The following is a 19,150-nucleotide window of genomic DNA, read 5'->3' as shown; positions in this document are numbered from 1 at the left end:
ACCTATTGGCCTAATGTCATACGATACATAAAAGCCTACCCCAGTGGGGCAGGCTATGCAAAGTCTATTCTGCAAATACATGTCTTCCGATTTTCACCGTCTGTTCACGAGAGCGAATCCACGTGGACGAAGCAGTATCTGGATTATAGAAAAACAATGCTTCCAGCGATGGATCCCAACCATTAAGTGCATCGTCTACTGCTTTATATGCAGTTGCATTTGGTTCATCCCAAAATGTTCCGTTGGATACAGATTCAAAAGCATGCTCTTCAAATACGATTCCTGCAACAGAATTAGGGAAATCCTTCGATTCGATACGATTCAAGATGACGGCGGCAACTGCCACTTGCCCTTCATAAGGCTCACCGCGTGATTCCGCATAAACGGCACGTGCCAGGTGGGTCACCTCAGCTTTAGAGTAGCTATTGGCTTTTATCGATTTCCACGTCTGTGTACCAACAATACCATCTACTGCCAAGTCTAAGTCCTCTTGAAACTGCATAACAGCACGTTTGGTATGATATCCAAAAACCCCATCAAGTTCACTTGTATAATATCCCATCTGATTTAATCTATACTGCAAATCCCAAACATCACCGTTTTGGCTATGCATCTGTAATGTTTGTGGTGCATTTGCCTTCGCATTAAGTGGTATCAGTAGAGTGGCTAACATGGCAAACCCAATTGCCAATAATCCTAATTTATAAATAAATTTCATCTTATAATCTCCTTTCGACCTTCGAGGTTTATTCGTCGAGGGTTTCAGGATCGATTACTGCTTATAAAGCTGTATTTGATTTGTCACATTTACTTTTAGCCTCGACTTTGCCTGTTTCAAAAACAAGATGTCACTTCGCTTGCGACGGTCATGAGCTTACAAGTTTATTATAAAGGTGACAATTTGTCATATCAATGTAAATTAAATGTAATATGAGGGATAAAAATGTAATGAAATCGAAATAAAACAGGTGAGAAGTATGGTCTTCTCACCTGTTTTAATGTTTGTTCATACTTAGCGGTTTAAGAAGAAGGATAAGAGCGCATTAAGAGCCCCACCCAGAAGCGCCACCAGAACAATTCCTAATCCAAACTGCATTTGAAATGAACCATCTGCTTGCATCACCGTCTCAAAAATGACTATACTGCCCAAGTGCAACTGGAGGGGAGGCCAACCTTCGATCCCACCCACAGCACCATAAACAAAGAAGAAGGTGATCATCAAAACAAATAGAATAAGAGAACCTGAGATAAAGGCAACTAATGGGTATTTTTTCTTTCTATTTTTTTTACTCATACAGATTCATCCTTTCGAACAGCAAGTTTCTTGTGTAGTCTCATAGCTATTCCCGCTTCCAGCATGCGCTTCCCATCAGCAAAAGGAGGGAAAAGAGTAAGTGCATGAATCGTAAAAACGACATTAAATATCCAAGGAGCAATCATCCATGAGGAGGGAAACAAACCTCCGCTCCAGAAAAAGAGCGTTCCACTAATCCCGATGATTGTAGGGAAAAGAGGTCCTGCTAATGCGATCATAAACTCCGCCATCGGGGTACCTCTTCTCTTCACAATCTGGAACGCTCCCCTTCGATAAGCGAAAAAGGCATGTTCCTCCGGTGGCGCCTTCCAAATAAACATCATCGCATGGGCAAATTCATGCAAGGTAAAAGAAGCAATAACACCTGTAAAGAAGATAAGCGCACTCGGAAGCGCATCCAGTTCCAACATCGAAAGAAACCCATATAACATAACAGACAAAATGGCTAACGGGATCAGCATCGAACGGAAAATATAGCTTAAAATAATAATAAATGTTCTTCCCATTTTCTTATCAGGCGAAAGTGGCACTCTCTTTTTTACATCGAAACGGGCCGTCTGTAAGGTTCGCAAGAAAAATAACAAAGATACAAAAGAGAAGCGTAGTATTGATTTCCACGTGCGCCCTTCATACACATTGATCAAGTAGCGTTGATTTAAGCTGATTACCATCTCAACTATATCGGCTTCCACTTGCTCTAGTGGCCAATCATAACGCTCGCACAACAGCGTCGCTATATCTAAAATACTGCTGCGACCATCCACTTCTTTTAGTATCACAGCACTTATTTCATTAAGATCATGATGCTGCCGTAGGAAAATATCAGCGATTTCAGAGGAATGTAATTCTACTCCTTCTGGCCAATAGGGGATCGACTGGGAGGTAATCACGATATAAGCGCTCTCCTTTCTTCCACTTTAATATTAATCATATAAAGCAATCCGATTGAAACAAGCGATAACGGAACAAACACATAGAGCGGAAAACGATCAATGAGGTATTTAACCAGAAAAAATACTGGAATACTAAGCAACAAAAAGAGCAGATTGAGAATAAGAGTATTTGTAAAAGATTGACGCTGTGGAAAAATAACGCCCACTGAAAACGCAAATGCATAGATCAGCATAGCATAAAAGAAAGCCTGTACCCATAGCTCCTGTGGAGGTAACGCAATACGATTCACACCAAAGAGGAGCAGAAGCAATAGGAGTGACAACACTGGAAAGATACATACATAGATCATCATCTTCCCCCCCGTAAAGCTAGACATTTTTATAGGGAGGGTGTAAAAAACGGACTCTACACCAGTGTTTTTACTGCGGGAGGTTAGCGGGTAAATGCTTAGAAAAAAGGGAAGTGCAAATAAAATACCTTGTGAAAACATCATCTGATAAATCTGGACAAATTGTTCATCAAACAGGTGCACAATGAAGCCGGTAATCATTAGAAACAGCAAAAACACCAGTGTATATAGATGCGTCTCACTATCTCGCGCCAATCGTTTAAGTTCAAAAATCGCGATACTTCGCCAAGGCTTTTTAGAGAATGCCATCTTCCGCAGTGGTAACCACCCCGACGTTGCATCCGGCTCCCATTCTTGCTCCCGCCGGAAGAGAAACATAACAACCCACAATGCTGCGACCACATAGAGAAGAAGCAGTCCATTTTGAAGAAGAAAACCGATCGTATCCCCCTCTAATAACGAGGTGACCCCTGCCATAAAACGTCTATCCGGTTGCCACACCACATAAGGCTCAAGCTTCTGATAACGGTATATCACACTTAAGATCCCAATCGTCACCATCATAGAACTTAAGAAAAAGAACCCATGAAACATCTGATGATAAGCAAGGCCTGCTTTTTTGAGTAGGCGGCGTGTCACGATATGAATAACTTGTTGCCAAACCAAGCCTACAGTAATAGCTAAAAAAATATAGAAAAAATAAGAGCATACCAAGGCGATCCTCTGCCAGACAGTAAGTGATAAAGGCTCCATCAATACTAATAATGTAGGAAACAGGAGGGCTAAAAACAGACTTATGATTAAAACCATCACAGGCAGAAGCTGACCTATCGTCCAAGCACGCTTGTGTACGGGCAGGGTCTCCATTAGCCGATTCTGTATTCCACTGCGCACAGCTAATTGCCATAAAAGCACAAGGCTACCTACCACCAGCATAAAAGATAGTGTAGAGAAGTTCTCCATTACTGGTAGCAATGCTGCTGTATTAACGACCCCTAATAATCCCAACAGCCCTTTTTGAGAAGCATCATAGACATAAAAAAAGATGCCGATGAGTGAAAGGAGTAAAGCGAGCGGTAAGAATCCGATCAAAGGAGATTCTTTTGTGGCTGCCCACCAGCGATTCTTCCACGTACGAAGAATCGTTTTACCAATAACCCAAGAGTGCATCGATTTGTTCCCCTTTGTCTTCTGCCCTTGTCAATCGAATATACGCTTCTTCCAGTGTGCGCGCTCCTGACATGTGCAGAACCTCATCCGTATCTCCTTGTGCCACCGCACAACCTCGTTGTAATAGGCATACCTGATCACATAAGTCCTGAGCGAAATCGAGATGATGCGTAGATAAAAAGATGGCGGTTCCTTTCTCACGCAGGCGCTTTAAAATCTGCTTTAGTGTAATCACCATATCGGGGTCTAAACCTGTGGTGGGTTCATCTAAAATGAGCAACTCAGGAGAGTGTAAAATAGCGGAAACTAATTGTACCTTCTTCCGCATCCCGTGAGAAAAAGAATGTAACGGTTGGTTTCGTTGTTCATATAACTGCAATAATTGTAGCCATTCCTTTGCACGATGACGTGCCATTCTTTCCGGTATAGATCGCAACGACGCGATAAATTGTAAAAATTCCCACGCTGATAAATCTTCCACTAATTCATCTGCATCAGGAAGAATTCCAACCCGCTTCTTCATCTCCAGCGGCTCTGCTTCCACATCATATCCACAGATGGTGATCATTCCTTCATCGGGCTGAACCAACCCCATCATCATGCGGATCGTTGTCGTTTTTCCTGATCCGTTAGGACCGAGCAATCCATAAATCTGAGCCGCTTCAATCTCTATATTTAATTGATCCACCGCGCGTTTCCGCAAATATGATTTGCTCACCCGGCGAATGTCTACGATGGCATGGGAAGCCATTATTTTCACCTTCTTCATATAAACATTGTCGGTTGAGAGAGTCCATTCTTTTATTTTCTGATTATTACATCATTAAAGACTGCATTAAAGACTGAAATAAAGCCAACTACCGCTTACTTCGTCAAGTCACAACCGATATTCATCGTAAATTTGGACCAATCAAACCCACCAGCAAAGCTTCCACCTTTATAAGTACAATAAGCGGCGGCCCCACCCATTGCTATGATAGCGATAATGGCAACAACTGTCCATTCAACAGCATCTGTTGCACTTACTTCGTTTTCAAACTGAACTTGAGGTTTTACATAGTTCATCGCAATCCGCTCCTCTATAACTCTCTCAACCGACAATAAGTATATTGTAAACGATTATCAATATAGTGTAAATATAAAATTCTAAACATAATTATTAAAAAAAGCCTCTTCCCACGGTTAGGAAAGAGACTCGCATTATTTTAAATTATCATCTATAAAGTATTATTTTGCTGCATGGAAACGCTTCTCAACTTCATCCCAGTTAACCACGCTCCAAAATGCATCAATATAAGCTGGACGCTTATTTTGGTATTTTAGATAATAAGCATGTTCCCATACGTCTAAGCCGAGTAAAGGAGTGTCTCCATCCATCAGTGGCGTATCCTGATTGGGTGTGCTCGTAATAGCGATCTTTCCATCTTTACCCATAATCAACCAAGCCCAACCACTACCAAAGCGACCGGTAGCCGCAGCAGCAAACTTCTCTTTAAAAGAATCAAGGCTACCAAACGTGTTATCGATAGCAGCAGCGAGTTCACCCGTTGGAGCACCACCACCATTAGGACTTAAGATCTGCCAAAACAAAGAGTGGTTTGCATGTCCACCCCCGTTATTGCGGACAGCCGTCCGGATGCTTTCCGGCACGTCATTAAGGTTGGTCATCAACTGATCGATCGATTGCTCCGCTAACGCATTGTGACCTTCCAATGCAGCGTTCAATTTGTCCACGTACGTCTTATGATGACGATCGTGATGAATCTCCATTGTTTGAGCGTCGATGTGTGGTTCCAGCGCATTGAATTCATACGGAAGTGATGGCAATTCAAATTTTGGCATGTTGAACCCTCCTATGTAGTGTTTTTAGGGAAATAAGGTAAAATCCTTACGACGTGACTCTACTACTCGTTTACCCCATTTCATTATGAAGAAAACACATCTGAAAATCAATCTTTATAACCTTTTCTGCTATTGTTGACTCTCGCCCCAGACTGTAGGCAGTTGCGTCACATCTTGCAACACATAGTCTGCCTGCAATTCAATAAATTTATCCCGTGCCTTCTCCCCCATCAGACCCGTAAGTGTAGCCGCAAAGTGGGCACCCATCTTACGAGCCGCCAATAAATCCGCCACAGAATCCCCCACTACCAGAATCTCTTCCGCTTGTGGGAGTGGAAGCACGGCTGTCATTGCCTGTTCCTGATGAACATTAGTTCCAATATACCCTTGTACATACGTATACGGATGCGGCTTACCCCAAGATTGGTCTGGCTTTCTTTTGGTTGCACTTAAAACCTCCGTCGCCGTTACAACCCGGTGCTCATCAAAGGCAGAAAGTAATCCGAGCTGAGTCAACGGTACGACTGTTTCTACACGTGGTCGACCTGTACCAATCCCTAGCGCAGATCCTTGTTTTTTCGCCATCTCTAAGACTTGATAAATCGCTTCTGGTTTTGCTAACGGAACTTCCTGATCTAAAAACCCCTTCTTCCCCCTAGTACGAGGCTTTTTCCCTTCTGCACCTTCATAGCGATCATCCCCTAAATACCACTCTTGAAACAAGTCTCTTCCTAGTGCCCATAATTCTCCCGTTCGCAGACAAAACGAGGAGTCCACACCCCCTTGTTCCCGCATATATCGATCAAGCGCCACCAACATCGATTCCCCTTGTCGATAAAACCCTGGAAATACGGACAGAAAAGAGGAGAAATCAGGGACAAAACCGTTAATAGCATCTGATTTTCGTAGCTGATCAAATTGATCTCTCAATCTTTCATTGGACTGCAAAAAGAGATTCCGTTCACTAGTAGACGGATACCTATAGGATAACAATTGACCCCACACCCATCCAAATACGACGGTCACCATATCCCAATTAGAATTCATCCCTTGTTGTTTTAACCACACTAGAATCTCATCTTCACAAAACACCTCAGCACGAATACTTTTCAATTCCCCCGCAGACGGAGTCAAGATAAAGTCTTCTTGTGGTAATCCCACAAAACGATCGTGATATAACATTTCCCACACTGCCAATGCCGAAGCATCAAAACAACGCTCTTCACTTAGTAACACACCATCCACATCAAATAAGATGTACTTATACACCCGTTCCACCTCCTGGTTCACCCGCCAAAATTAAATAAATTATCGGATTTATATAAAGAGTTCGTTCTCTTCTCTTTCATAGTCTAGCCTTTATATGTGCATACTACAAGTAGCTAAGAGCACGCATCCTTATCAAGAGGAGGATAAAAAATGGATGTCATACGAGCGCAACAAATTGTCGATTCCCCAGATCAAATACCTGTCTACTACCAAAACAAACAAATTTGGATTCAACGGGTAGACCAGGAAGAAAAAAAAGCACACATTCATCCCCTAAAAGAGGAGGGAAGTCAGCAGAGCGTTCCTGTATCAGAGTTGAGTGAGCGCATGCAGTAACACTTGCTCTCTTTACAAAGTAAGCCCCCGTTTCCTATGAGTGACTACGAAGCGGGGGCTTTTTATCTTGCTATGCTAATACATCACGCCGAATAAAGACTGTAAAAGCAACAATTAAACTAATTATTGCGGTTAGCGCCAGCACCGTTATCGAAAAGGGTAAACTCATCCCATCAATTAATAGCGGCTCTCCCGATAGATAATCAATTAATTGTAAATTAGTGAAAGGAATGTACTTTACTACACTCCAAGTGGGTGCTAGCTGGGCCAACAATCCTCCCGTAACCAAAGCTGCCATCATCACACCCATCCCTGCTGCTGTACTCCGCATCAACACAGAGACCATAAAGGAAATGGTCGCCACAGCTATACAAGCAAACCAACCCAGACCGAATGCCATAATGATATATTGCCACTGTGGCACAACATGAACCTGTTCGAAGAGAATTTCACCATTTACCTCTTGAAAGCCGGTTAATACAGGCATCGTCCAACCCGAGTACCCAAAAATAAGCCCTGAAACCAGATAAGAGAAAAGTAACGTAACTGCCAAAATCATTGAGACAGTCAAGACCAAGGCAATATACTTGCTGGCCAGCACCTGCCAGCGCCGAATTGAGCGAGTAAGCAGCAGCTTAATCGTCCCACCTGCATATTCAGAAGAGACAAGATCAGAAGCAACTACCACCATCAACAAGGGGAGAAATAAGGCTACTCCTTCTTCGATAAATCCTCGGACAAAGGTAGGAGCCCCTGGAGCGGTTGGATTAATATCGTGATCCAAGTAATACTGTTGTTGCTGAATTCTCATCTCTATCCACGCTCTCCACTCTTCTGGTAAGCGGCTAGAAGAGAGTCTGTTCTGATCATCTGCAATCTGCTGTTGGAGCATCGTGCGCCAATCACTGGTACCCAGCTGTTCTACAGCCGATTGAATGGCATGGTACTGTGCATACGTAAAAATAGGAATAACCAGTGCCAGGATGAGGATAATGACCATCATTCGCTTCTTACGTACCATCTTCAACATTTCATTGTATACAAGCCCTGTCATACTACGCACTAGCGCTCCCCCCAGTCAAATCGAGGAAGATATCCTCTAGCGTATTTCCACGTTGCCGAACTTCCATCACTTCGATTCCAGCTTCCACCAAAGTTTGATTTACTTGTGCAATATTCTCCACAGGCAGTAAGGTAGAGATACGAGAGCTATCCAACACATCTACTTGGGATACATATGGCAAAGTAGAAAGAACAGATTGTGCTTGCTGATACGGGTGCAAAGACCAATCCACCCTCACTTCCCCTTCTAGCAATTGCTCCACTCGTCCTGTCTTCACAATCTTTCCTTCATGAATGATAGAGACGCGATCACACAGTAATTGAACTTCATGGAGGATATGGCTGGAAACAAAAACGCTCATCCCGTGATCCCGAGAGAGGGCACGTATAAAATGGCGCATCTCTTTAATTCCTGCTGGGTCTAAGCCATTTGTAGGTTCGTCTAAAATAAGCAGCTTCGGATTTCCTAATAATGCTTGCGCAATTCCTAATCGCTGCCTCATCCCTAGCGAGTATGTACCCACTTTGTCGTCAATCCGCTTCTCTAACTCAACCAACTGAGCTACTTCCATAATCCGAGCAGGAGTAACTCCCTGCTGCATACGTGCAAAAACCTCTAAGTTTTCTCGTCCGGTCAGGTACGGATACATCTCCGGGTTTTCTACAATACTACCAACATGCCCAATCGCCTGTAGAAATTGCCGACGTAGATGGTAACCACCAATATGTATATTTCCTTTAGTGGGACTGATTAGTCCCACTAGCATCCGTATCGTCGTTGTTTTCCCAGCCCCATTGGGACCTAGAAAGCCAAATATCTCCCCTGCTCCCACCTCAAAAGAGAGATCACTTACGATCTCCTGCTTCCCAATACATTTGCTTAGTCCTTCTACTTTTAATATAGGTTCCTCTCGCTTCATTGTGCCTCGCCCCCATCACTTCTCGATGAAATCCCCATCGCTTGCAATAAACGCTCTGCCATTGCCTGATGCCCAGCATGATTCGGATGAAATTGATCGGAGTATAAATAACCCTTTGGATTCAGTTGAAAGAGATCATACGTAGGCACAACCACGATTTTTTCTTCTTGTGCCGCTAACTCATGCATCAATTCATTCCACTCTTGCACAAGAGATGAAGTCGTTTCGGCATCCTCTAATTTTCCAAAAGGGTTGTACAATCCATAGATAAAGATCGTAGCATCCTTATTCTGCTTACGAATGTTTGCAAATATCTTGCTTACATTTTCCTCATATGTATCTTTTGTCTGAGCAGAAGCTTCTAAATCAATCTTATCTAGTTCCCCACTCCCACGAAATAGATCATTTCCACCAATAGATATCGTTATCCATTTCGCCTGTTGCAGTTGGGCTTGCATGCTTTCTTCCTCTAATCTGGTAACTAGTTCACTTGAAGTTTGCCCCTTGATTCCCAAGTTAACGGCCTTTACTTGGTCTGAAGTCTGCTCCCGCAGTGATTGACGCACATAGCCAAAATAGCCCTGACCACTATTATCTCCTGTCCCTCTCGTGATCGAGTCCCCCAACCCTAACAATAATCCACCTTCATCCGTTAAGGCAGTTTCCTCCTGCGATGAATTTCCCATAACAGTTTGACCTGTCGAGCCATTATTATCGTAAATAGCCCACACAAAACCCAGAAGCCATAGTAGGCAAACTCCTAGTGAAAAGAGCATTAATATAATCCAGCTTAACCGACCTTTGATATTCATCATACGCTCCTCTCTCCTCGATTCAAATCTGTTTAATATTGCACACCCATACCTTCACCTGTCTTATATAGTTGTGAACCCCTTTCTATCTTTCATCATTCCCACATCATCCTAAACGTATCTCTTTCTTATATACGACAATAGCTAACATTACACAAAGAATCTTAGTTCGTTTCTATCTTATTTCTAAACTTAGCATATCTCGCGTTCTCATGTCATCATAAAAAAGCGACCTCTCTTCGAGGTCGCCATGCCAATCATTTGAGGTTTGCCACATCACTTCCATGCCAACACTTATGCAACACTTTCCATAGAGGGAGCCTACTGATTAGTCTTGGCTAATAATTTTTCCTTAAGGAAAAATTATTAGCTTCATTCTATACTCTGTTAGCCATCATGTCAATCATTTCTCGATAAAAAAAGGATAACTCCTCCCTTTTTTACCGATATTCATTTGTTTCGTCTATCTATAAATCTTCGCTCCCTCTTTGCGAAATTCCTCAGCCTTCTCCTTCATTCCTTCTTCCTTGGCAGCAAATACATCCATCCCTTTTTCAGCCGCAAACTCCCTGATATCTTGACTAATACGCATACTACAAAACTTAGGACCGCACATCGAACAGAAGTGTGCCGTCTTTGCGGGCTCTGCAGGCAGTGTCTCATCATGGTAAGAGATCGCACGTTGAGGATCGAGCGAAAGATTAAACTGATCATGCCAACGGAATTCAAATCGCGCTTTGGATAGGGCATCGTCCCGAACCTGCGCTCCTGGATGTCCTTTAGCCAGGTCGGCTGCATGGGCGGCAATTTTGTAAGTAATAACGCCTTCTTTCACATCATCCCGGTTGGGAAGGCCCAAGTGCTCCTTTGGTGTCACATAGCAGAGCATAGCCGTCCCATGCCAGCCGATCATAGCGGCACCAATTGCTGATGTGATGTGATCATATCCAGGTGCAATATCGGTTGTTAATGGGCCCAAAGTATAAAACGGCGCTTCATGACAAATTTTTTGTTCTAAATCAACATTTTCTTTTATTTTATGAAGAGGTACGTGCCCTGGGCCTTCAATCATGACTTGAACATCGTATTCCCATGCAATTTTCGTCAATTCACCCAATGTTTCGAGTTCGGCAAACTGTGCCCGGTCATTTGCATCAGCAATCGACCCTGGGCGAAGTCCATCCCCTAAAGAGATAGATATATCGTAGGCAGCCAAGATTTCGCATATCTCACGAAAGTGAGTATATAAGAAGTTTTCCTCATGATACGCCAAACACCACGCCGCTAAAATAGAACCTCCACGTGAAACGATACCAGTAGTTCGTTCAGCTGTCATTGGGATATAAGGAAGTCTTACCCCTGCATGAATGGTAAAATAATCTACTCCTTGCTCCGCTTGTTCAATCAAAGTATCCCGATAAATTTCCCATGTAAGGGCTTCCGGTTTCCCAGCTACTTTTTCCAAGGCTTGATAAATCGGCACCGTCCCCACTGGAACCGGTGAGTTACGAATAATCCACTCACGAGTAGTATGAATATCTTTCCCGGTTGACAAATCCATAATGGTGTCTGCACCCCAATGGGTAGCCCAACGCATTTTTTCTACTTCTTCTTCAATGGAGGAGCTGACGGCAGAGTTACCGATATTGGCATTAATCTTCACGTGAAAATGTTTACCGATGATCATCGGCTCAATCTCAGGGTGATTAATGTTAGCAGGTATAATCGCACGTCCACTCGCTACTTCTTCCCGTACGAATTCTGGACTCAATTTTTCTCGTAAGGCGACAAATTCCATTTCAGGAGTAATGATGCCTTGCTTGGCATAATGCATCTGCGTCACGTATTTACCTCTCTTCGCACGCAGTGGGCGAGAGTTCACATGAGGAAACACTTCACGTGATCCCTTCCCTTCTTTTTGGTACCCATTATCTAGTGGTTGCACTTTCCGCCCTTCATACTCTTCCACATCATTACGTTCTCTGATCCACTCTTGACGCAATGGGGATAACCCTTTACGTAAATCAATCGTCACGTCTGGATCCGTATAAGGTCCACTACAGTCGTAGACTCGAACAGGCTCATTCTCCTCTTCACCAAAGCGACCACTTGTAGGGTGAAGTTCAATTTCCCGCACTGGTACTCGAATATCGGGGCGAGACCCTGTCTGGTACACTTTACGGCTGTTCGGAAAATCTAACTTATTATTTTCACTCATCATAACACTCCTAATATTAAGGTTTTATTTTGAATTTCTCTTGTTCATAAACCGGGCTTTTCATTTTTTGACAAACAAAAGAAGCCGCACACAGCGTAGCGACTTTGTCGAGGAAGGACGTCTGCACAATCGCAAACCAGTCCCTTATCCCACCATTCCTACGCTGGCATTACCCAGATCAGGTTTATCGGTCGGCGTAGAGTTCCCGCCCTCTCAGCCTGGCTTCTCCAAGCTCCCGTTGCTATACACTTATCGGTGATGATCCTATTTTCGCACACCATCACCTACGTCGAGTATATACCAAGCCGTTTACCTTAATCAATAGGAAGAATGAAAAGCACAGGTTTTTAGCAAAGAAAGTTGATGAGGGGTAGTCGCCTCTTTTCCGTAAAACCAAGGCATCTACCCGCTCCATTACAGAGGAAAAACATATGTATATATAGATCCCAACAGAGGAGGAATGCCGTTTATGAGTGGCTACAGCTGTGGTTACAATTACGGATGCTTCGGCTACAAAAGCCTGCTTATCTTTTTGCTCGTGATCGCGACCATCTTCGTCTTCGTATGCGGATGCGGTTACTACTAGAAGATAGTGATAACTAGGATGAAGCCGCTTATCCATAGGGTGAGCGGCTCTTCCCTATAAGTAAAACAACTCCAATTAATGATATCTGCCTGTTTCTGATCGAGAAAGGCATACACCCGCGCGTTTTCCCCCTCTCTACATATCTTATATAGTGAAAACGGTAAAGGAGGAATGCAGTGTGAGTTGTGGGTATAATTATGGTTGTTTCGGATACAAAAGCTTACTAATCTTCTTATTGGTAATCGCAACCATCTTCGTTTTTGTATGCGGATGCGGTGTTTACTAAAAGATATAATGGAAGCTCCTTCATGTGAAGGAGACTTCTTCTACATAGCGTCTAATTTCTCAATTGGAAGAAGATGCGATCACTAAACCGTACTTTCTCTTAAACCTTGCTAAAACCCTCACCCAACGTGAAGAGAATGCAGCCAGAAAAAATAGATTAGATAATGCATGAGCCAAATCAAAATAGAAGCTGGCAACGTAGACGGAAACAAATGTAGACCAACTATGATTCTCCATCCCGATCACCACCCACACATTCATGATCCAACCAAATAGAAACCCCCATACAAACCCGAAAAGCAACCGAGTGCTCATATTTTTCATGATAAAAGTATCTTTCAATACCCCTGCTGTCCAACCTACCAACCCCCAACTTACCATTTGCCAAGGAGTCCAGGGTCCCTGACCCAAAAACATATTTGACACTAACGCCGCTCCCGCGCCAATGACAAACCCCCGTTCTGCACCCAATACGATTGCCGCTACAATAATAACGAAGGTAGTTGGCTGCACACTTGGAATTCCAGCAAAAGGAACTCTGCTAACCGCCGCTATTGCAATCAAAAGCGCAATAAGCACCAACTCCTTACTATTGACGTCTGATCGTTCAAATCGAATAATCATCAGAAAAATAAAACATGCGAGTAATACCAGACTAGTCCAAAAAGGGCCTAACGCGAGCCAGCGCGTAACCTGCCACGAACAAAAAAGAGTAATGACTACAAACGCGCGCCAACCAATCCGTCCCACAGGGTATGCACCTCCTTCATCGTAATCCCCTCAGGCCATCCCGTTTCGCGCGTTAACCGATACGCCGCTGTTGTATAAAAATCATTGCCACGAAAAAAAGCAGCCGTCGGCTCTGAAACAATGATTTCACCTTCAAACAACATGACACAACGTGTTGCTACCTCAGCAGCAAACTCCACATCGTGGGTGGTAAAAAGAATGCCCGCACCTTCTGATGCTCGTTGTAACAAAGAATGCTTACATATTTCCTTGGTAACTGGATCCATTCCTTGTGTGGGTTCATCCAACAAATACATATTTGGTTTTTGTAAGAGTAAACAAGCAAGTGCCGCTTTTTGTCTCTCCCCCCCACTTAGATCAAGAGGATGTTGCTCCAGCAGAGGGTTCAGCGAAAATAACTGTACGATATCTTGATGCTTGTTACCCCCTTCTTCACTTCCTACACCTTCTGTGACAAATTCTATTTCCTGCGATAATGTATCCCCCAAGAAAAAAGATTCTATATTTTGCGGAAGGTACCCGATTCGATGCTCTTTCCTCGGCAAACGGACCAAGCCCTTCCGAGGTCGAAGTAGACCTGCAACCACTTGTAACAGCGTTGACTTACCGGAACCATTGCCTCCCAATACTGCTACGCACTCCCCAGGTAACACTTTGAGATTAAGCTCAGTTAACACTTGTTGCCCATTCCTATAGGTAAACTGAATTTTTTCTAATGAACAGAGCGGGCGCCGAGGCGGTGTCGTCTTTGCCTCAAGGGAAGCGGCAGCGCGCTGTGCACCTGCTCTAGTAGAAGGGGCTATTTTTAATAGCCACCTTCTTCCTTCTGCAATCGTTAGTGGCACATCATCCTCCGTTTTATTATTTTGCTGTAAAGCCGATAGTGTCGCTGGAACCGTAGGCATCCATTTTCGAAGACTCCCCCCCTTTGCTGCCAACCATCGTATCCCTTCTCTCGGAGAACCATTATAAACAAGCCGTCCATTCTCCAACATGAGCACACGATCACACAGTGGATACACGTCTTCCAACCGATGTTCGGACAAAATCACGGTCATACCCGTTTCCTGATTAAAACGCTTTAATGTCTGTAGAAATTGAAGAGCGTGCACAGGATCCAAAAGTGCTGTTGGTTCATCCAAGAGTAATACTCGAGGTTTCATCGCCAAGAGTGATGCCAAATTTAATAATTGCTTTTCTCCCCCTGACAACGTAGACGTCTGTTGGGATAACTCTTTTTCCAAACCCAAATAAGCACTCGCTTCTGCCGCTCTCCTCCGCATGAGCGCTGGCGGATATCCTAAATTCTCCATACCAAACACTAGCTCTTCCAAACCCTTTTCCATCACAATCTGATGCTCAGGATTTTGAAACAGAAAACCAATCTCCGCTGCGGCTCGGCTCGCTTCTACACGCCCCAATTCACTCTCTTTATACCATATTTCCCCTGATTGTTCCCCTGCCGGTTGAATTTCCTGTTTGAGCATTCGCAAAAGCGTACTTTTCCCAGAACCCGTTGGACCACATAAAAGTACAAATTCTCCCGGAGTTATTCCCATCGAGATCTCTTTCAAAGTGGGGCTTTTCTCTCCTGCAAAGGTAAAGCTGAGCTCTTTACATGTAAGTACATTCATCATAAGGTCTCCTTTGCTTCAATCAAGATAGGGAAGCTAATAAATAGTAGATATCCCATCAATAAAAGCCACTCAGCTTCTATCAAAGAGAATCGCTCCAAATCCGGGTAAATATCCAGCACCCCCCATCCCTGCCACCTTCCCCAATAACAGAAGAGCATAAGCGCCCCCAAGATGAACAAAGACCAGCTATCCCTCATTCGCCAACGCCAATACACATAAGCGGTTCGTCTACCCACACCATATCCACGTGCTCTCATCGAATCGGCTGACTGCAGTCCCTCTTCTAACGACCAAGTAAGTAATACTTCTAATTGTTTCATCTTACGCTGCATTCGCTTTTTCCATCCAGGTGTCCCTTCCCCCAGTCGCACTCGTTGGACCTTTTCAATCTCGCTTAAGCGCTCCCGCAACAGCGGCATAAAACGAACCGCTAACATCGTCAGCATTGCCCATTGGGGTAGAAGACGCGCAAATAGATATAGAAATTTATCCGCAGTAACCACCTGTTGATAAGAAATAAAGAGCATAATGACAGCAACGATCATTCCTGCCATCATGGTGCCATATAGTAAAGATTCACCTGTAATTCGGTACCGTTCACCCTGCCAGAGAATAACGGAACCACGCTGTGATGTGATTACATTTACTACAATCAAAAGAATGGTTGTAATCAACATCATTCCTTTCCATTTCCAAACGCCCTTCCCACCATCATAGAGAAAGTTCATTGCTAGCAAGAGAGTCACCCCTGTCACAATGAACAGAGGATGAAAGAGAAGGAAGAGGAGAGAAAGGGCGCCAACATAATAAAAAACGGTAATAGCAGGGTGCAAAGCTTGAAAACCGATCCTCATCAAAATTCCGCTCCAATATCACGTCCGAGGTCGCGTGTATAGAGCCATTCGATCACATCTCCTTCATCCACATCATAAATCCCCGCACTTTTATTGGGAAAAACTCCATTTACTCGATACATCCAGCCACTTTCCGGCCCTTCATCAAATTCGTACAAGTTGTCTATGCCTTCTACATACAAGGTATGAGCCCATCCACGATATTCCATTTGAACCCCTGTCGCTTGCGTGGCACGTTGAAGTACATCAAACACCGTATCTCCCTCTACTAATGTCACCGCGCGTGCTGATAGTACAGTCTGACCCCCACTGCCGTGAATCGAAAAAGTAGCTGTTGGTTGTGCATTCTCTTTTTTTGCACGCTCAGCTTGCTGTGAAGAGGAGTTCGAAGGAGCTGTTCTCGTTATCGTGCGTCTCTCGTCTTTTTTTGTAATAGCGTTTTCTGTTTGAACTTCTGTAGATGTGGCCTTAACCTTCATTTCTGATGAATAGGAAGTTTCGGTATTATTATCATCTGCGCTTACATTCTCTTTTTCACTTTGGTTTTCAATCTGATTCGATGAGAGTTCGCTTTGACCCGATCGTTTCACATCTTTTTCGTCACCAGCTAAAGTTTCTTCCACCAAAGGAGAACTAGCCAACGCTTCCCAAGATCCAGCCCCTACAAACAGCAAACCAATTGCAATTAAAAAGATGGATATTCTTCTCGTCATTGCCACCCTCTCCTTTTATCATAAAGATATAAAGCCAGTCCCATCAGCACCATCACAACACCGACTAATACGATCATCCACTCTCTCATCTCTCTGTTCTTTACCTGTGGAGAAGCGGGTGTGGCTGCCGCGTACTTATTTTTCTGTTCATCCTCGCTTACGAAAGTGAGCTGATTCTCTTCCGGTTCATTATCTGTCACAACACCGGGGGCTGCTGATTCAGAATCCTCTGCTCTTGTTGCAATGTTGTTATTCACTACAGCTGGTCTTACAACTGTCTGTCGAGGTGTGGCTGCCTGATACCATGAATGATAAATAACGGGGTATTCCATAAGTGGCTGCTCATCTACCAACACTACAGGTGTAGGAGTGGGCGCTTGCATAGGAGGAGTTCCTTGCGATTCCTCTTGATCCGGTTGGGGCTCGGGACCCGGATCTGGCTCCGGCTCGGGGTCTGGTTCTGGCTCCGGTTCCACTAGTGGAGTAAAATCATATACACGTGATTTTCCTTCAAGCAGATTTCGATATGAAGTTAGAGCAATCAACGCCTGCTCCCCTGCCATATGGTTACTGCCTCCCCCTTTCACATGAGCAAATCCACCATCTTTTTCTTGGTACGATAACAAATTTTCCAGCAGATTACCCCCTGGCTTGGTAAAAGCGAGCGAGGTGGGGGAAATCCCATTCGAACATAGTGCAATCATTACTTGTGACGCACTTTCACTCGTTTCACTCCCCCAAGATTCAAACCCTCCGGATTCTTTTTGACGCGCCGACAACCATATAAATCCTTTTTGCTTTGCCTCTTCCACCTTCGCATCTTCGTAAGGAGCAAGCGAAGTTAATACCATTGCGGTAATATCGACATCTCCTGCCCCCTGAGAAAGCGCCCAGCTCCCATCATCGTTCTGATGTTCCAATAGCCAGTCAACTAATTTGCCCCTATTCCACAACGCATCCTCAGGAATTGCATAATCATAAGCATCCAACGCTACTAGCGCAAAAATCACTCCATTCGATCCTTGGTACGTCATCCTCTCGTTGTTATACAATTTTTCGACAAGGTCGTATCCACCTATATTTCGTGGATCTCCACCGCCTGCTAAAATACCGAGAATAAGACGCTCATAATCTGTTACTCTGCGGAATTCTCCCTGATTAGCTTGCACTTGTGCTTCAACTTTTTGAAGATAACCTTCTGGAACAATTCCCGCCGCTTGATACAGACCAATAATTTGCCACTCCGAATTAATGTAATGATCTAATGTCCATTGGAGCAGTTTTTCAGAAGCATCCTCTTTTTTCTTCTTGTCTTTCCCTTTTCGCTCCTCACGCCCCATGTCACTTATAGTAGGTGGCGGTTCTTTTGATTCGCTCTGTAACGCGGACACAGAATGAACCGCCTTATCTTTAGTTACCGCTCGCTCTGAACCAGCCTGCTCCACCACCGGAGCTGGTTTGTGCGCCTCTACTTGTTTTCGCTCTTTGTCATCATCCCTCATGCCTACATCTGTTTGCTCGTCTGTTTCAGCAGAAGGTTGAGTCACCGATCGAGCCATATTATTACCGTTACGCGCCTGACTCTCTGTTAACGGATATCCAAGATCTATACCATTATTGGTTGTATACAGCCACTCAATCACATCTCCATCTGATACTTGATACGAGCCCGCACTCTCCGTTGGGTACTTTCCATTCACCCGGTACACCCATCCACTGAGTGCACCTCGCTTAAATTCAGTCAAACCCCCGATATCATGTACATACAGCGTTCTCCCAGAACCACTATATCCAATCTGCCCTTGATACACTGCCTGCAAAGCTTCGAATGCCGTATCTCCTTCCAAATGAGTAAAAGAGATGGATCCAGTCATCATACTCTGCTGCTTCTCTCCCACAACAGATATAGTAAGGGAACTTTCAACATCTTCTGTACTCGTCTCAGCTAATGATATCCCCGGAAAGAGAAAGAACAACATAAAGGTAGCCAAAAACAAAATCCAGCGGTAAAGATGATGTGTCATTACATCACACCCTTTCTTCATACTTATATAAACGCAAAAAAACCCGTCACTACGGGTTCCGGTTGGTATGGGTCCATGATTAATACACACCGCACTCAGACGGCTTGTATCCTC

The 19,150-nt window shown here is 44.0% G+C and carries 19 protein-coding genes and 1 riboswitch; of the genes, 1 reads left to right on the top strand and 18 read right to left on the bottom strand.

The window, feature by feature from the left end; translation table 11 throughout:
• Positions 1-64: 64 nt before the first annotated feature.
• The 8 genes from sleB to NXZ84_RS00300 form a co-directional block, all read right to left on the bottom strand.
• Positions 65-718, bottom strand: coding sequence for a spore cortex-lytic enzyme (sleB, locus tag NXZ84_RS00335; protein WP_258838318.1), 654 nt, complete (start codon positions 716-718; stop codon positions 65-67).
• Positions 719-1,012: 294 nt separating this feature from the next.
• Positions 1,013-1,294 carry a hypothetical protein gene (locus NXZ84_RS00330; RefSeq protein WP_258838317.1) on the bottom strand — a complete coding sequence of 94 codons (282 nt, stop codon included), beginning with the start codon at positions 1,292-1,294 and terminating at the stop codon, positions 1,013-1,015.
• The gene (locus NXZ84_RS00325) at positions 1,291-2,205 is read right to left on the bottom strand and encodes a PqqD family peptide modification chaperone (RefSeq protein ID WP_258838316.1); all 915 of its coding nucleotides are present in this window, start codon (positions 2,203-2,205) and stop codon (positions 1,291-1,293) included. The genes NXZ84_RS00330 and NXZ84_RS00325 overlap by 4 nt, the downstream gene beginning before the upstream one ends.
• Positions 2,202-3,728, bottom strand: a complete 1,527-nt coding sequence (locus tag NXZ84_RS00320; protein WP_258838315.1) for a hypothetical protein — start codon at positions 3,726-3,728, stop codon at positions 2,202-2,204. Before NXZ84_RS00320 ends, NXZ84_RS00325 begins: the two co-directional genes overlap by 4 nt.
• Positions 3,706-4,497 carry an ABC transporter ATP-binding protein gene (locus NXZ84_RS00315; protein WP_258838314.1) on the bottom strand — a complete coding sequence of 264 codons (792 nt, stop codon included), beginning with the start codon at positions 4,495-4,497 and terminating at the stop codon, positions 3,706-3,708. The genes NXZ84_RS00320 and NXZ84_RS00315 overlap by 23 nt, the downstream gene beginning before the upstream one ends.
• Positions 4,498-4,592: 95 nt before the next feature.
• On the bottom strand, positions 4,593-4,793 hold the full coding sequence (locus NXZ84_RS00310; protein ID WP_258838313.1) for a hypothetical protein: 201 nt from the start codon (positions 4,791-4,793) through the stop codon (positions 4,593-4,595).
• Positions 4,794-4,955: 162 nt separating this feature from the next.
• A complete protein-coding gene (locus NXZ84_RS00305) occupies positions 4,956-5,570 on the bottom strand; it encodes a superoxide dismutase (RefSeq protein ID WP_258838312.1) in 615 nt (204 codons plus the stop codon).
• 129 nt (positions 5,571-5,699) lie between these two features.
• Complete coding sequence (locus tag NXZ84_RS00300; protein WP_258838311.1) at positions 5,700-6,839, bottom strand: HAD family hydrolase; 1,140 nt, start codon at positions 6,837-6,839, stop codon at positions 5,700-5,702.
• A 150-nt stretch (positions 6,840-6,989) separates the two neighbouring features.
• On the opposite strand from NXZ84_RS00300, the gene NXZ84_RS00295 reads away from it, so the two are divergent.
• Positions 6,990-7,175 carry an H-type small acid-soluble spore protein gene (locus NXZ84_RS00295; RefSeq protein WP_258838310.1) on the top strand — a complete coding sequence of 62 codons (186 nt, stop codon included), beginning with the start codon at positions 6,990-6,992 and terminating at the stop codon, positions 7,173-7,175.
• Positions 7,176-7,245: 70 nt separating this feature from the next.
• Here NXZ84_RS00295 and NXZ84_RS00290 read toward each other — a convergent pair whose 3' ends face one another.
• From NXZ84_RS00290 to NXZ84_RS00245, 10 genes are all read right to left on the bottom strand, one after another.
• The gene (locus NXZ84_RS00290) at positions 7,246-8,238 is read right to left on the bottom strand and encodes an ABC transporter permease subunit (protein WP_396653993.1); all 993 of its coding nucleotides are present in this window, start codon (positions 8,236-8,238) and stop codon (positions 7,246-7,248) included.
• Positions 8,231-9,157, bottom strand: a complete 927-nt coding sequence (locus NXZ84_RS00285) for an ABC transporter ATP-binding protein (RefSeq protein ID WP_258838309.1) — start codon at positions 9,155-9,157, stop codon at positions 8,231-8,233. Before NXZ84_RS00285 ends, NXZ84_RS00290 begins: the two co-directional genes overlap by 8 nt.
• On the bottom strand, positions 9,154-9,972 hold the full coding sequence (locus tag NXZ84_RS00280; RefSeq protein WP_258838308.1) for a GDSL-type esterase/lipase family protein: 819 nt from the start codon (positions 9,970-9,972) through the stop codon (positions 9,154-9,156). Before NXZ84_RS00280 ends, NXZ84_RS00285 begins: the two co-directional genes overlap by 4 nt.
• 460 nt (positions 9,973-10,432) lie before the next feature.
• Entirely contained in the window at positions 10,433-12,187 is a 1,755-nt protein-coding gene (thiC, locus tag NXZ84_RS00275) for a phosphomethylpyrimidine synthase ThiC (RefSeq protein WP_258838307.1), read from the bottom strand.
• A gap of 138 nt (positions 12,188-12,325) precedes the next feature.
• Positions 12,326-12,436, bottom strand: a riboswitch (TPP riboswitch).
• Positions 12,437-12,467: 31 nt separating this feature from the next.
• On the bottom strand, positions 12,468-12,809 hold the full coding sequence (locus NXZ84_RS00270; protein WP_258838306.1) for a hypothetical protein: 342 nt from the start codon (positions 12,807-12,809) through the stop codon (positions 12,468-12,470).
• Between the two features lie 309 nt (positions 12,810-13,118).
• Positions 13,119-13,682 (bottom strand): ECF transporter S component, encoded by a 564-nt coding sequence (locus NXZ84_RS00265; protein WP_258840294.1) that lies wholly within the window; start codon positions 13,680-13,682, stop codon positions 13,119-13,121.
• Between the two features lie 95 nt (positions 13,683-13,777).
• A complete protein-coding gene (locus NXZ84_RS00260) occupies positions 13,778-15,442 on the bottom strand; it encodes an ABC transporter ATP-binding protein (protein ID WP_258838305.1) in 1,665 nt (554 codons plus the stop codon).
• Positions 15,442-16,299, bottom strand: coding sequence for an energy-coupling factor transporter transmembrane component T (locus NXZ84_RS00255; protein ID WP_258838304.1), 858 nt, complete (start codon positions 16,297-16,299; stop codon positions 15,442-15,444). Before NXZ84_RS00255 ends, NXZ84_RS00260 begins: the two co-directional genes overlap by 1 nt.
• A complete protein-coding gene (locus NXZ84_RS00250) occupies positions 16,299-17,012 on the bottom strand; it encodes a DUF4430 domain-containing protein (protein WP_258838303.1) in 714 nt (237 codons plus the stop codon). Before NXZ84_RS00250 ends, NXZ84_RS00255 begins: the two co-directional genes overlap by 1 nt.
• On the bottom strand, positions 17,009-19,057 hold the full coding sequence (locus NXZ84_RS00245; RefSeq protein ID WP_258838302.1) for a DUF4430 domain-containing protein: 2,049 nt from the start codon (positions 19,055-19,057) through the stop codon (positions 17,009-17,011). Before NXZ84_RS00245 ends, NXZ84_RS00250 begins: the two co-directional genes overlap by 4 nt.
• Positions 19,058-19,150 lie beyond the last annotated feature (93 nt).

It is taken from the genome of Mechercharimyces sp. CAU 1602 (assembly GCF_024753565.1).
Classification (GTDB): Bacteria; Bacillota; Bacilli; order Thermoactinomycetales; family JANTPT01; genus Mechercharimyces.
The sequence above is the reverse complement of the archived record's forward strand: the minus strand, read 5'-3'. Positions and strand labels throughout refer to the sequence as shown.

What these genes read in the sequence shown, in the direction of transcription:
- NXZ84_RS00250 (WP_258838303.1), bottom strand. Translation starts at nt 17,012, where the DNA reads ATGACGAGAAGAATATCCATCTTTTTAATTGCAATTGGTTTGCTGTTT.
- NXZ84_RS00315 (WP_258838314.1), bottom strand. Translation starts at nt 4,497, where the DNA reads ATGAAGAAGGTGAAAATAATGGCTTCCCATGCCATCGTAGACATTCGC.
- NXZ84_RS00305 (WP_258838312.1), bottom strand. Translation starts at nt 5,570, where the DNA reads ATGCCAAAATTTGAATTGCCATCACTTCCGTATGAATTCAATGCGCTG.
- NXZ84_RS00255 (WP_258838304.1), bottom strand. Translation starts at nt 16,299, where the DNA reads ATGAGGATCGGTTTTCAAGCTTTGCACCCTGCTATTACCGTTTTTTAT.
- NXZ84_RS00285 (WP_258838309.1), bottom strand. Translation starts at nt 9,157, where the DNA reads ATGAAGCGAGAGGAACCTATATTAAAAGTAGAAGGACTAAGCAAATGT.
- NXZ84_RS00260 (WP_258838305.1), bottom strand. Translation starts at nt 15,442, where the DNA reads ATGAATGTACTTACATGTAAAGAGCTCAGCTTTACCTTTGCAGGAGAG.
- sleB (WP_258838318.1), bottom strand. Translation starts at nt 718, where the DNA reads ATGAAATTTATTTATAAATTAGGATTATTGGCAATTGGGTTTGCCATG.
- NXZ84_RS00270 (WP_258838306.1), bottom strand. Translation starts at nt 12,809, where the DNA reads ATGGATAAGCGGCTTCATCCTAGTTATCACTATCTTCTAGTAGTAACC.
- NXZ84_RS00310 (WP_258838313.1), bottom strand. Translation starts at nt 4,793, where the DNA reads ATGAACTATGTAAAACCTCAAGTTCAGTTTGAAAACGAAGTAAGTGCA.
- NXZ84_RS00280 (WP_258838308.1), bottom strand. Translation starts at nt 9,972, where the DNA reads ATGATGAATATCAAAGGTCGGTTAAGCTGGATTATATTAATGCTCTTT.
- NXZ84_RS00245 (WP_258838302.1), bottom strand. Translation starts at nt 19,057, where the DNA reads ATGAAGAAAGGGTGTGATGTAATGACACATCATCTTTACCGCTGGATT.
- NXZ84_RS00265 (WP_258840294.1), bottom strand. Translation starts at nt 13,682, where the DNA reads ATGATTATTCGATTTGAACGATCAGACGTCAATAGTAAGGAGTTGGTG.
- NXZ84_RS00295 (WP_258838310.1), top strand. Translation starts at nt 6,990, where the DNA reads ATGGATGTCATACGAGCGCAACAAATTGTCGATTCCCCAGATCAAATA.
- NXZ84_RS00320 (WP_258838315.1), bottom strand. Translation starts at nt 3,728, where the DNA reads ATGCACTCTTGGGTTATTGGTAAAACGATTCTTCGTACGTGGAAGAAT.
- thiC (WP_258838307.1), bottom strand. Translation starts at nt 12,187, where the DNA reads ATGAGTGAAAATAATAAGTTAGATTTTCCGAACAGCCGTAAAGTGTAC.
- NXZ84_RS00330 (WP_258838317.1), bottom strand. Translation starts at nt 1,294, where the DNA reads ATGAGTAAAAAAAATAGAAAGAAAAAATACCCATTAGTTGCCTTTATC.